12 protein-coding genes are annotated in these 12,574 nt (G+C 32.0%); 6 read left to right on the forward strand and 6 right to left on the reverse strand.

The window, feature by feature from the left end; genetic code table 11:
* Positions 1-80: 80 nt before the first annotated feature.
* Entirely contained in the window at positions 81-2,582 is a 2,502-nt protein-coding gene (locus ACM55H_RS04795) for a cation-translocating P-type ATPase (RefSeq protein WP_416835415.1), read from the forward strand.
* A gap of 7 nt (positions 2,583-2,589) precedes the next feature.
* On the opposite strand, the gene ACM55H_RS04800 is transcribed toward ACM55H_RS04795, so the two are convergent.
* The 4 genes from ACM55H_RS04800 to ACM55H_RS04815 all read right to left on the reverse strand — a co-directional run bounded on the left by ACM55H_RS04800 (position 2,590) and on the right by ACM55H_RS04815 (position 6,642).
* Positions 2,590-3,984, reverse strand: a complete 1,395-nt coding sequence (locus tag ACM55H_RS04800; protein ID WP_416835416.1) for a DUF5723 family protein — start codon at positions 3,982-3,984, stop codon at positions 2,590-2,592.
* The gene (locus ACM55H_RS04805) at positions 3,981-4,532 is read right to left on the reverse strand and encodes a hypothetical protein (protein ID WP_416835417.1); all 552 of its coding nucleotides are present in this window, start codon (positions 4,530-4,532) and stop codon (positions 3,981-3,983) included. Before ACM55H_RS04805 ends, ACM55H_RS04800 begins: the two co-directional genes overlap by 4 nt.
* A 101-nt stretch (positions 4,533-4,633) precedes the next feature.
* Positions 4,634-5,497, reverse strand: coding sequence for a hydroxymethylglutaryl-CoA lyase (locus ACM55H_RS04810; protein WP_416835467.1), 864 nt, complete (start codon positions 5,495-5,497; stop codon positions 4,634-4,636).
* A gap of 125 nt (positions 5,498-5,622) precedes the next feature.
* Complete coding sequence (locus ACM55H_RS04815) at positions 5,623-6,642, reverse strand: quinone-dependent dihydroorotate dehydrogenase (protein ID WP_416835418.1); 1,020 nt, start codon at positions 6,640-6,642, stop codon at positions 5,623-5,625.
* Between the two features lie 434 nt (positions 6,643-7,076).
* Between ACM55H_RS04815 and ACM55H_RS04820 the strand changes: the two genes are divergently transcribed.
* The 5 genes from ACM55H_RS04820 (at position 7,077) to ACM55H_RS04840 (ending at position 11,118) form a co-directional block, all read left to right on the forward strand.
* Positions 7,077-7,748, forward strand: coding sequence for an alpha/beta family hydrolase (locus tag ACM55H_RS04820; protein WP_416835419.1), 672 nt, complete (start codon positions 7,077-7,079; stop codon positions 7,746-7,748).
* 163 nt (positions 7,749-7,911) lie between these two features.
* Complete coding sequence (locus tag ACM55H_RS04825; protein ID WP_416835420.1) at positions 7,912-8,334, forward strand: DUF1003 domain-containing protein; 423 nt, start codon at positions 7,912-7,914, stop codon at positions 8,332-8,334.
* 223 nt (positions 8,335-8,557) lie between these two features.
* A complete protein-coding gene (gene pepT, locus ACM55H_RS04830; RefSeq protein ID WP_416835421.1) occupies positions 8,558-9,835 on the forward strand; it encodes a peptidase T in 1,278 nt (425 codons plus the stop codon).
* A complete protein-coding gene (locus ACM55H_RS04835) occupies positions 9,836-10,423 on the forward strand; it encodes a YdeI/OmpD-associated family protein (RefSeq protein ID WP_416835422.1) in 588 nt (195 codons plus the stop codon).
* Between the two features lie 251 nt (positions 10,424-10,674).
* Complete coding sequence (locus ACM55H_RS04840; protein ID WP_416835423.1) at positions 10,675-11,118, forward strand: hypothetical protein; 444 nt, start codon at positions 10,675-10,677, stop codon at positions 11,116-11,118.
* A gap of 76 nt (positions 11,119-11,194) precedes the next feature.
* Here ACM55H_RS04840 and yajC read toward each other — a convergent pair whose 3' ends face one another.
* Together yajC and nusB are read right to left on the reverse strand one after the other, a co-directional pair.
* Positions 11,195-11,467 (reverse strand): preprotein translocase subunit YajC, encoded by a 273-nt coding sequence (yajC, locus tag ACM55H_RS04845; protein WP_039110960.1) that lies wholly within the window; start codon positions 11,465-11,467, stop codon positions 11,195-11,197.
* Between the two features lie 31 nt (positions 11,468-11,498).
* Positions 11,499-12,410 (reverse strand): transcription antitermination factor NusB, encoded by a 912-nt coding sequence (gene nusB, locus ACM55H_RS04850; protein WP_416835424.1) that lies wholly within the window; start codon positions 12,408-12,410, stop codon positions 11,499-11,501.
* Positions 12,411-12,574: the final 164 nt, after the last annotated feature.

Raw genomic sequence — 12,574 nt, forward strand, 5'->3', positions numbered from 1 at the left:
TAAATTGCATAATAACGCATTATTACTGTGACTAGCTACTGTATTTGTTTACAATCTATAACTTTGATTCATTTCTTTTCATGACAGAAACTAAACAACAATTAAAAGGGCTTTCTAATGACGAAGTTATCCAATCAAGAGCAAAATACGGTTCTAATTCCATAGCCCATCAGGATAAAAATAATTTCTTTACTTCTTTAATCGAAATGGTTAAAGAGCCAATGTTTTTGTTGCTTGTGATTGCAACTAGTATTTATTTCATTACGGGAGATTTTGGCAATGGGATTTTCATGGCTGTCGCTATAGTAATAGTCTCTACTATTTCACTTTATCAAGAATCAAAAAGCAGAAACGCTATTGAAGCACTAAAAAAATTATCACAACCCAAAAGCAAAGTCATTCGCAACAGCGAAATTATGGAAATTCCAAGTGAAGAAATTGTCATGGGAGATTTGATTCAAACAGAAGAAGGCACCTTTATCCCAGCTGACGGAATTATCATACAATCCAATGATTTTTCTATAAACGAATCCATTCTTACAGGCGAATCGTTTGCGGTTTTTAAAAATGAAACTTCTGAAAACAAGCAGGTATTTCTGGGAACAATTGCCACTAGCGGTTTGGCAATTTGTGAAGTAACTGCTATTGGTAACCAAACTAAACTGGGAAAAATAGGTAAAAGTCTGGAAACAATTATAGAAGAAAAAACGCCTTTGCAATTGCAAATAGGGAACTTTGTAAAAAAAATGTCCCTCATTGGGTTAGTCATTTTTGGTATTGTTTGGGCCATTAATTATTATAATTCCAAAGATGTTTTAGACAGCCTATTGAAAGCATTAACCTTAGCAATGAGTATTATCCCTGAAGAAATTCCTGTTGCTTTCACGACTTTTATGGCGCTTGGTGCCTGGCGGTTGATGAATATGGGTATTATTGCAAAACAGACAAAAACTGTGGAAACCTTGGGTAGTGCCACCGTAATTTGTACCGATAAAACAGGAACCATTACTGAAAACAAAATGAGTCTGGCGCAATGGTATACTTTTTCGTCGAATGAAATTTCGAATCCAAAAGAAATCCTGAGTAGCGAAGAACAGGAATTAGTAACGCTCTCTATGTGGGCCAGTGAACCTATTCCGTTTGACGCAATGGAAATTGCATTGCATGAAGCGTATTCAAAATTAGAAAGTATTGATGAACGACCTAATTTCAAATTAATCCATGAATATCCATTGAGTGGAAAACCGCCCATGATGACTCATGTTTTTGAAAGCCAAAACGGTACAAGAATTATTGCCGCCAAAGGTGCTCCGGAAGCATTGATTGCTTGTTCTAATTTATCCGAAAAAGAGACACAACAAATCCTTACCGCAATGACAACTATGGCTGAAGAAGGATTCCGCGTTTTAGGAGTTGGTGTTGCTGAATTTTCAGGAACAGATTATCCAAAAAAACAACAGGATTTTTCATTTCATTTTAAAGGTTTAGTGGCTTTTTATGATCCTCCAAAGGAAAATATAAAAGCGGTTTTTGACACTTTCTATAAAGCTGGAATTCAGGTAAAAATAGTTACAGGTGATAACGCAGTGACCACAGCTACAATCGCTAAACAAATTGGTTTTCAAAACGCAAAAAAAACATTGAATGGAGATGAATTAATGGCAATGGATGAGGCTACGCTAAAAGAAAAAGTGATGGAAACCACCATTTTCACAAGAATGTTTCCTGAGGCGAAACTCAAAATTATAAAAGCGCTGAAAGATAATAATCAAATTGTAGCCATGACTGGTGATGGTGTAAACGATGGTCCTGCCCTAAAATCAGCTCACATAGGAATTGCCATGGGCAAAAAAGGCACCGAAATAGCCAAACAAGCTGCTAATCTTATCCTCGTTGACGATGATTTTTCTAAAATGATTGACGCCATTGCAATGGGTAGAAAAATATACAGTAATCTAAAAAAAGCAATTCAATACATCATTTCCATACACATTCCAATCATAATGATAGTCTTTATTCCATTGGCATTGGGATGGATTTATCCCAATATTTTTTCGCCGGTACATGTTATTTTTCTGGAGATAATTATGGGACCAACTTGTTCCATTATTTATGAAAACGAACCTATGGAACGCAACTTAATGTTACTCAAACCAAGACCTTTTAGCAATACTTTTTTTAACCTAAAAGAGATTGCCATTAGTATTATTCAAGGTATAATAATCACTATTGGACTTTTATTTGTTTATCGGTATTGTGTAGCTGATAATTGCTCTGAAAGCGTGACAAGAACTACCGTTTTCTTAACATTAATAGCTTCTAATATTTTCTTGACGCTTACTAATCGTTCCTTTTACTATTCCATATTTACAACTTTAGGCTATAAAAACAATTTAGTTCTGCTGATTATTGGTTTGACAATTCTAATCACTGCTTTATTGCTGTTTGTTCCTTTATTTGCCCATTTTTTCCAGTTCGAAAGTGTTTCTGGTTTGCAAATGGGATTAAGTATTTTAGTGGGATTTGTTTCAGTACTTTGGATAGAAATTTACAAATGGTTTAAAAGACGAAACCCCAAATAATCAGCTATTAATAAGGCTCATTACTGTCTTTAAAAATAATGTTTAATCCAAATTGAAAAGAAAGACTATTGGCTTTTGCCAAATCATGATATTCTAACAAGTTATCTGCAAGCACATATAAATTGAACTTTCCAAACTGGCCAGACAATCCCAAACCTATATTTTTATAAGAATATGAATCTAATGTATACGTCGCTTTCATTTGCAAAGAATTTAAAATACGCCTTCTGTAATAGGTGGTGAAAGCCATAAAAGGAGTTCTTGGAGTAGACATAATAAATAATTGAGCTCCTACAGCATTTTTATATTCAGACTCAGTGCCATCACAATTACAATCTTTACTTCTTGCATCATCAAATGAATATTGGATAGAAGAATTAAACTTCGCGGGACGCCAAGTAGTGTATTTAGTATATAAAGTATCCAATGGAATTGCGTCTTTAAATTCTTGGTATATATTTCCTGAAGAATTCCCATTTGTAAACTTAGGAGTTATTCCTTCGTATTTATAATATCCTTTATAGGTGAAAGTTTCCACATCTTTAGAATGCTTTATAAATCCAACATCAACAATACTTGCCGTAAACTGAATATCTTTTTTAGGATAATACGTAAGTCCGGCATCAAAACCAAGTCCTAAATCACCTCCAAAAAAAGCTTTTTTAGTGATATCTTTTACTATATCACCTGAATAATCTTTTTCCGTATATTTTGAAATTCCGGAGGTATTGAGTTCTAAATTAGAAGAAATAACTTGTTCATAAACCCAATTATTCGAAGGAATAGTATAAATATATCCCGAGTTTTTAGTCGAAGTAGCATTAAAAGCACTGGAATAAATCTTTCCTCTTACCCCAACAATCAAGTTCTCATTTATATTTTTATGAAATCCGACATGAAGAACCGAAAGCATTTCAGCCTTAACATTTAAATCGCCCAAATTAAAGGCTTTTCCTAAATAATTACTATTTCCATCCAAAGCCAGTATGGCTAAATCTTTAGGCATATAACTGAGAAAATCAAATTCCTGATACATTCCAAAGGAAATATAAGAGTTACTTTGCCAATCGCCTACTTTGAAACCTCCACTAAATAATTCTATCTGCTCATTGATTGTTGCCTTATCTTTTCTGGTGGTGGAAAATACAACATTCCGCAATTTGACATTAAAATCAACTCCATCATTGGCAAACAAATCATAGGCTGAGAATCCGCTGGAACCTACATTAGCTGAAATTCCAGATAATAACGGAACTCCAAAATAGCCTTTATATTTCACATCAGAACCCGGATTAGTAATCAAAGACTGAGGAACTGAAGTAAAATTATATAAAATTTGCTTATTTTGGGAAATAGATTTAACTGATATAAATAGAACAAAAAGGAAGATTATTTTTCTCATTGTATAACTAAATAAGCAGTTACACTTGAACGTAATATTATGCTTCCTGAACTATTCTCAGTCAATAAAGGTCCTGGAGACATCCTGAGGATGAAAGCAATTTTAGCGGTTCTTTTCAATAAATCAAGTTTAGCATTTGCAAACACATCGGTTTTAGTTACCAAATTTTTAACTCCCGTGTAAGCAGGTATAACAAAATTAGTAAAATAAAGAGGCTGATCATTTTTGTCCAAATACACTAAGTCTAAAGTGTAAGCTCTATTTATAGTATTATTGATTTCAAAAAAGAAATCAGCTCTTGCTAAATTATTTTTAAAAAAAGCATCATTAAAAACATCAACGGTAGGGGTATCAATAGTTACAGTTTGTTCCACTCCATTAGTTACAAATTGATTTGCAGGAACATCAAAATAAGCCAAATTAGCAACAACAACAGGTTCTAATTTCAAATCATTTGCCTGATTAAAATCAAGATTGCTAGTACATGAAAAAGAAAATAACACCAAAATTAGTGTTCTTAAAATTCTATTGAAAGCCAGTAGTTTCATTCTATTTATTTATTAAAATCAACCTCATAATTACTAAACTATCAACGCACCAAAGTGCTACTTATTATTATTGTTATTCCTATTCTAAAAGCTATCTTTTTCTAATGAAATTCCCCAAACAACTTAGAAGCTTCATTATAAGCACTTTCAAAACTCATTGGACTTGTATTGGTGTTTTCTTTTTGTGACGTAAAATAAGACAATAATTTCTCTGTGGGCATATTTCCTGTTAAGTCATCCGTTGCCATTGGACATCCGCCAAAACCTTGGACTGCTCCATCAAAACGTCGACAACCTGCTTTGTAGGCTGCATCAATTTTCTCAAACCATTTCTCAGGCGTGGTATGAAGATGGGCACCAAACTCTATTTTAGGATATTTTGGAATTAAATTCGAAAATAAATAGGAGATTACATCCGGTGTCGAACTTCCCACCGTATCCGATAGTGAAAGGATTTTAACTCCCATATCAGATAATTTTTGGGTCCACTCACCTACTATTTCGGTGTTCCAAGGATCTCCATACGGATTTCCAAAACCCATAGAAAGATAAGCCACCACTTCTTTATTGCTTTTGTCAGCAATTTCAAGAATTTCTTGTAACGTGATTAAAGATTCGGCTATTGTTTTGTGCGTATTTCGCATTTGGAAATTCTCTGAAATCGAAAAAGGAAAACCTAAATAGTGGATTTCTGGATGAACAGAAGCTAGAACTGCCCCTTGTGTATTGGCAATAATCGCAAGAAGTTTACTTCTGGTTTGAGACAAATCAAGTTGTGCCAAAACTGCTGCGGTATCCTGCATTTGCGGAATCGCTTTTGGTGAAACAAAACTCCCAAAATCTATGGAATCAAATCCTACACGCAATAACGATTGTATATAAGATACTTTTCGCTCAGTAGGAATAAATTGCTTAATGCCTTGCATGGCATCGCGTGGACATTCTATAATTTTTATTGGCTCCATAGAAATCCAAAGATAGAAAAACAATTATGAATTTTAAATTATGAATTTTAAATTTCACTAAATTGATAGTATTACGCCTTTTGGTAATAATTAAAAACAGTACACAATTTGGTACTATTAAAAACCTACAATCGTTCTAAAATCTTTTTGTTTATCGCTTTTACTAAAGCTGGCCCTTCATAAATAAAACCAGTGTATAATTGTACTAAACAAGCTCCTGCTTCCAGTTTTTCTATAGCATCGTCAGCAGAATGGATTCCTCCAACTCCAATAATCGGGAAGGCTTTATTGCTTTTTTGAGATAAAAAACGAATAACTTCAGTGGAACGTTTTGTCAATGGCTTTCCTGATAATCCACCCATTTCATTTTTATTTTCGGATTGCAATCCTTCTCTTGAAATCGTGGTATTAGTCGCAATAACTCCTGCGATTTTAGTTTCTTTAATAATATCTATAATGTCCAGTAATTGCTCATCCGTTAAATCAGGAGCGATTTTTAAGAGAATTGGCTTTTGCTTTGGCTTAGCCAAATTCTTATTTTGCAAAGTTTGTAATAATTGTGTCAATGGCTCCTTGTCTTGCAGAGCGCGAAGATTTGGTGTATTTGGCGAACTCACATTCACCACAAAATAGTCCACATAATCATACAACGCATCAAAACAAATTTCGTAATCTGAAGTTGCTTCTTCATTTGGAGTTAGCTTATTTTTTCCAATATTTCCGCCTATTAAAACCTCTTTATTGCTTTTTAATCGTTCAACAGCTTCCTGAACACCGCCATTATTAAATCCCATTCTGTTGATAATCGCGCTATCTTCTTTTAGACGAAACAAACGCTTTTTAGGGTTCCCTTCTTGTCCTTTTGGAGTAAGAGTTCCTATTTCGATAAAACCAAAACCAAAGTTGGACAATTCTTTATACAACTTGGCATCTTTATCAAAACCAGCAGCTAAACCTACTGGATTTTTAAATTTCAATCCAAAAACTTCAGTTTCTAATCTGGGGTCATTTACTTCGTAAAGCAATTTAAAAATAAATGAAAATCCTGGAATCTTAGACAAGAAACGAATCAATGAAAAAGTGAAATAATGAACTTTTTCTGGATCAAAACAAAAAAGTATCGGGCGAATGAGTAGTTTATACATGGTTATTGTGTTGGTGGTGCAAAAATAGGACTATCTATTCGATAATTAAAAATTTGGAAAATAATTTATTGATAATTTTATTCAAATAAAACAAACTATTAAGCTTATGCAAATTATTTCTTTATCTTAAGTATTGAATGGCTTAATCTCATTTAAAACTAAACTATTATGGACTTAAAGTTCATAGATTTAGTAGGCAGACTTAAAGTCTGCAAGATTGCAAATCAAATATTAACCACGAATTCCCGCTAATTAATTCGTGCTAATTGGTGAAATTCGTGGTGAAAAATTTTTAGAAGCTAAATTTAAATGTACTAAAGTGCATAGTTTTAAACTATAATTTGAGGCCCATAAAGTCAAAATCCTATTTATTGATTTGTAATTATATTTAATAAATTAGGTGAGATATTCAAAAAAAGCTAAAGAATAAAAACATGAATTTCAATAAAATCTTTTTAATTGTTGGACGAGAAAACTTAAGAAAAGATGGTTCATTAAACAATTCGTTATTAGAATATTTAGAGCAACATCAGTTTTTAATAGTATATGAACCTATTGGAAGTGCCATTTACCATGCAGTAAATTTTGAAAAAAGATACATTTGGTTACCCGATATTTTTAAAAAAATATACAGGAAAATTTGCCTTTTTAAATATGCAGCTCTGAATTTTAAAAATTATTATAATTATTACAAAAAAAACATTAGCCACCTCGAATTCCGTTCCAGAATATTAAAACAGTTAATTTCAAAAATGGGTAGCGATAAAGAAATAATTATAATATCTAGGTCTTCCGGTGGATTAATAGCTTCTCTAATTGCAGATGAATTAAATATAAAACATATAATTTGCCTAGGCTATCCATTCAAACATCCTGAAAAAGAGATCGAACCTCATCGTTTCATTCATTTAAAAAATTTACGAACCCCTTTTTTAATTATTCAAGGTAAAAAAGATGAATATGGTGGAATTGAAATAATAGGAAATTATACACTTTCTCCTAATATTGAACTCTTTTTTGTAGATACCAATCATGATTTTAAAACATCTGATGATGATTGGAAAAATGTGCTTACAAAAATTAGCACTACAATTAATCTTCCTTAAAATTCATAAATAAACGATAAGTTGTAATTATAAAAATATTAAAGTCTATTAAATCATATATATTTACTCAAAATTAATTTTGATCTAATATCTTATAACGATAAATAATTCGCAAATTAATCTATATAATAGCAAAAATATATACTAAACTAAATTCATGAGTATGCTTAATCATAAAAACTGGCACGAAAAACACATTGAAACATTAGGCTTTGGAAGCCGTTTAGCAGATTCAGTTGCAAAAGGAATGGGGTCCTGGAAATTCATTATTATTCAAACCATTTTAGTTGTGCTTTGGATGGCATTAAATCTAATTGGATTCATGTACCACTGGGATGTATATCCATTTATTTTACTAAACCTTCTTTTTTCTACACAAGCGGCCTATGCAGCTCCTATTATTATGATGTCCCAAAACAGGCAAAATGATAGAGACAGAGTTCAAGCACAAGCAGATTACCAAACTAATATAGATGCAAAACTGGAAATTGAAGCTTTGACTATAAAATTGAATAAACTAGAGGTAGAGAAATTAGATGTAATCATTACGATGTTGGAAGAAATGAAGAAAAATTCTATCAAATAAAATCTAAAATATAATAAAGTAATTTAAGCAAAAATATAGATTTTACAATCCTAAAAAAAGCATGTGATTTATTCATTTATTATGTTAAGTATTCAATTAAATCTTCTGTTTTTAGTGTATTAATTTCAGGTTTTTTTAATAGAAATAAAGAAAAGACAAACTCTTCTCAATAAAATGATTCTCTAAATAAGCAGTATATTTGTATCTCATTAAAAAACACTTTATGCAACATATTATTGACCGTTTCATTGGTTATGTAACTATAGATACTGAATCTGATCCCAACTCAGAAACTACGCCAAGCACTGAAAAACAATGGAATTTAGCCAATAAACTGGTTGAGGAATTGAAAGCAATTGGAATGCAAGACGTGGCAATTGATGACAAAGCCTATATTATGGCTACTTTGCCAAGTAATGTCGCGCATGAAGTGCCTGTCATTGGGTTTATTTCTCACTTTGATACTTCTCCTGATTTTAGCGGTGCCAATGTAAAAACCCAAATTGTCCCTAATTATGATGGAAAAGACATTATCTTAAATGCCGATAAAAACATTGTATTATCACCTAGCTATTTTAAGGATTTGTTGCTTTATAAAGGACAAACTTTGATTACCACTGACGGAACAACACTATTAGGAGCTGATGATAAAGCCGGAATTACTGAAATTGTTACCGCAATGGAATTCCTTATCCAAAATCCAGAAATCAAACACGGAAAAATCAGAGTTGGCTTTACGCCAGATGAAGAAATTGGTCGTGGCGCTCACCATTTTGATGTAGATAAATTTGGAGCAGACTGGGCATATACTATGGATGGCAGCCAAGTAGGCGAATTAGAATATGAAAATTTTAATGCGGCTGGTGCCAAAATTATTTTCAAAGGAAAAAGTGTTCATCCCGGTTACGCTAAAGGGAAAATGATTAACTCCATGTTAATCGCCAACGATTTTATAAATGAATTACCAAAAGATGAAACACCTCAAAAAACAAGAGGTTACGAAGGTTTTTTCCATGTGCATCATCTAACGGGAAGCATTGAAGAAACCGTTTTGGAACTTATCATTCGGGATCATAACAAGAAAAAATTTGAGAAACGCAAAGAATTAATTGAGAAAATCACTCGAAAAATCAACAAGAAGTTTGCGAAACAATTTGGTGAAGACATAGTTATTGCTGAGATAAAAGACCAATATTACAATATGAAAGAAAAGGTTTTACCGGTAAAACATATTGTCGATATTGCAGAAAAAGCGATGAGAGAATTAGATATAAAACCACTTATAAAAGCGATACGTGGCGGAACAGATGGTTCACAATTATCGTATAAAGGATTGCCTTGTCCAAATATTTTTGCCGGCGGACATAATTTTCACGGAAAATACGAATATGTTCCTGTAGAAAGTATGCAAAAAGCAGTTAACGTAATTGTAAAAATTGCCCAATTGACTGCAGCAGGTGATTTTACTAAAACAGAAGAAATAGCTAAAAATAAAAAATAATTGGAACCACTAAAAACCAATACACACATTTGGGATAAAGTCAATAGTTGGTCAGAAGAATTAGAATTTCTGAAATCAATTATTGCTAAAACGGAACTAATCGAAACCACAAAATGGGGAGGTTGCGTTTATGTCCTGAATGGCAAGAATGTACTTGGAATTGGAGGATTCAAAAACTATTTTACGGTTTGGTTTTTTAATGGTGTTTTCCTGAAAGATGAAAAACAAGTGTTGGTTAATGCACAAGAAGGTGTTACCAAATCGTTGCGCCAATGGCGGTTTTCATCCAAAGATGAAGTTGATGAGGCAGCAGTTTTACATTATATTCATGAAGCCATAGAAAATGAAAAACAAGGGAAGCAACTTAAACCTGAAAAAGGAAAAAGTATAGTTTCAGAACTTTTACAAAAGGAATTGGATGCTGATATGAATTTAGCAGAAGCATTTCTAAAATTCTCTCCTTACAAACAAAAAGAATTTTTGGAATATATTGAAACCGCAAAACGAGAAGAAACTAAACTTTCCCGAATCGAAAAAATAAAACCAATGATAGTAGAAAACATTGGTTTAAATGACAAATACCGATAAAATCAAATCCCATTTCTGAAGCATCAGAATTGGGATTTTTTATTCAACCTCATCACAATCACCTCCTAAGATTCATTTTCAAAACAACTCCATTTGTTCCAAATCAGAATATTGTTTGCAAACTATACTGAAAAACTTAACATTAGCCAGTGTATTAAATCACTATATTTACTTACAGGCATTTAACAATTTAGTAAAACCTGAACAACTATTGGTTTAATTGTATAAAAATAATTCTAACACTATAAATTATGATACAAAAGAAAGAAGCGGAAACTACTCCGGTATCTCCCGAAAAACCTGAAATTCACAAGCCAGTTAGGACCAGAAAAACTAAAGTAATCAAACCTTCCGAAGAACCAGTTGTAGGAATTGAACCGGTAATTGAAGAAATCATAACGGAAACTATAGAAATTTATGCTATTAATCCAGAAGATGATAATGACATTTCAAATAAGAAAAAAACTAAAAACGGGACTAAAAAGAAAGTAAAAATGAAAGATAAAGACAAGAAAAAGGCTAAAAAAGCTGATGCAAAAGAAAAAGCGAAACAAAAAGCGAAAGCAAAAGCCAAAAAGGCCAAAAAAGCTAAAAAGGATAAAGCTAAAAAAGCGAAAGTCAAAGCAAAGATAAAAGCTAAAAAAGCCAAGGCAAAATCAAAAAAAGCAAAGAAGAATAAAAAGAATAAAAAATAATCCTTTTGTTTTTTATTAAAAAAGTCCCAATCCGAATAATAATCGGTTGGGACTTTTTTAATTCATTAAAGCAAAATTATTTTTTGCTCAAAGCAGCACTCATTTCCATAGAAATAGAAGAACGCTCCATTTTTAGCTTTCCTGACATTGTTTCAATAACTACAGTAGTATCAGCTAACTCAGAAACTTTTCCGTGAAGACCACTTTTTGTTATGATTTTATCGCCTACTTTCAAAGTGCTTTCAAATTCTTTTTCGTTTTTAGCTCTTTTTTGTTGTGGTCTGATCATGAAGAAATAGATTACCACAAACATTAATAGAAACGGCGCAAATTGAGTTAATTGTCCCATAATTTTAATTCCCTTTTTTTATTTATAAATATTACATTAAACCACGACCGGCTTTAATAATTTTTTTACTGGCCTCAAGTTCTTTTACTAAATTATCTAAAATTCCGTTGATAAAAATACTACTTTTTGGTGTAGAATATTCTTTGGCAACTTCTAAATATTCATTTAAAGTAACTTTTACAGGAATTGATGGAAATTTCAAAAATTCACAAATTGCCATTTTAAGAATAATGGTATCAATTTCGGCAATTCTATCACTGTCCCAGTTTGGTGTTTTGTCAATATATTCTTTGGCTAATTCGGTTTCGTTTAAGACTGTTTTTCGGAACAAATCCTTAACAAAATCTTTGTCCTCATTGTCTTTGTACAATTTTGGAACTCTAAAATTATCATCTTCACCAGATTTGATAGCTTTTAATTGTTTGATGATATGCGTATTCACTAACGGAATATCATCAACCCAAGTCAACTTATCATCTTCTAAATATTCGTATAATTTTTCGTTCGGAACAATTACTTCCATGAACAAATCAACAATAAATTGTCTGTCTTCTTCAAATGTATTAGTCGAGTCACTCATGTATTTAGCATACAATTTACTCGCCTTTATATCATTAAGAAGCAATAAAATATAATCGTCGTTTAAAGTCCAATTATTGATTTTACGGTTTTCCAGCGCAATATTTAGTGAATTATTTTCGGAAAGAATTTGAAAAATTTGATTTTTGATGAATTTTTCGTTGGGCTTACGCTCCTCAGGAGTTGCAAGATGTTTCAGACTCGATTTATGTAAAAAGATAGTTTCTGTTTTACAAATTTCAATCAGTGAAGAAAGCATTATAAGGTATAAATCTTGAATATTGTCGATACTGTAAAAAAGGAATTTTTCTTCTTTCTCCAGATTATCTGAACCGCTTTGATGCATCGCATAAATGGATTGCATTACTTTAACGCGTATGTGTCTTCTGTTTACCACCTTGTAAGAACTTTTATTAATTAGTCTGCAAAAATAAGAATTTCATTTTTTAAAATAAAATTAAAACGCTAAAAAAAGCTTTTGGTTCTAATTTAGATTATCCTATAAGAAAACAGTCGCAGAATTCAGTT

The sequence above is a fragment of the Flavobacterium cryoconiti genome (assembly GCF_048158645.1).
GTDB classification, from domain to species: Bacteria; Bacteroidota; Bacteroidia; order Flavobacteriales; family Flavobacteriaceae; genus Flavobacterium; species Flavobacterium cryoconiti.

Excerpts from the sequence above, each read along its gene's own strand:
- ACM55H_RS04815 (WP_416835418.1), bottom strand. The coding sequence starts at position 6,642 with ATGTATAAACTACTCATTCGCCCGATACTTTTTTGTTTTGATCCAGAA.
- nusB (WP_416835424.1), bottom strand. The coding sequence starts at position 12,410 with ATGCAATCCATTTATGCGATGCATCAAAGCGGTTCAGATAATCTGGAG.
- yajC (WP_039110960.1), bottom strand. The coding sequence starts at position 11,467 with ATGGGACAATTAACTCAATTTGCGCCGTTTCTATTAATGTTTGTGGTA.
- pepT (WP_416835421.1), top strand. The coding sequence starts at position 8,558 with ATGCAACATATTATTGACCGTTTCATTGGTTATGTAACTATAGATACT.
- ACM55H_RS04805 (WP_416835417.1), bottom strand. The coding sequence starts at position 4,532 with ATGAAACTACTGGCTTTCAATAGAATTTTAAGAACACTAATTTTGGTG.
- ACM55H_RS04800 (WP_416835416.1), bottom strand. The coding sequence starts at position 3,984 with ATGAGAAAAATAATCTTCCTTTTTGTTCTATTTATATCAGTTAAATCT.
- ACM55H_RS04840 (WP_416835423.1), top strand. The coding sequence starts at position 10,675 with ATGATACAAAAGAAAGAAGCGGAAACTACTCCGGTATCTCCCGAAAAA.
- ACM55H_RS04810 (WP_416835467.1), bottom strand. The coding sequence starts at position 5,497 with ATGGAGCCAATAAAAATTATAGAATGTCCACGCGATGCCATGCAAGGC.
- ACM55H_RS04820 (WP_416835419.1), top strand. The coding sequence starts at position 7,077 with ATGAATTTCAATAAAATCTTTTTAATTGTTGGACGAGAAAACTTAAGA.
- ACM55H_RS04795 (WP_416835415.1), top strand. The coding sequence starts at position 81 with ATGACAGAAACTAAACAACAATTAAAAGGGCTTTCTAATGACGAAGTT.
- ACM55H_RS04825 (WP_416835420.1), top strand. The coding sequence starts at position 7,912 with ATGCTTAATCATAAAAACTGGCACGAAAAACACATTGAAACATTAGGC.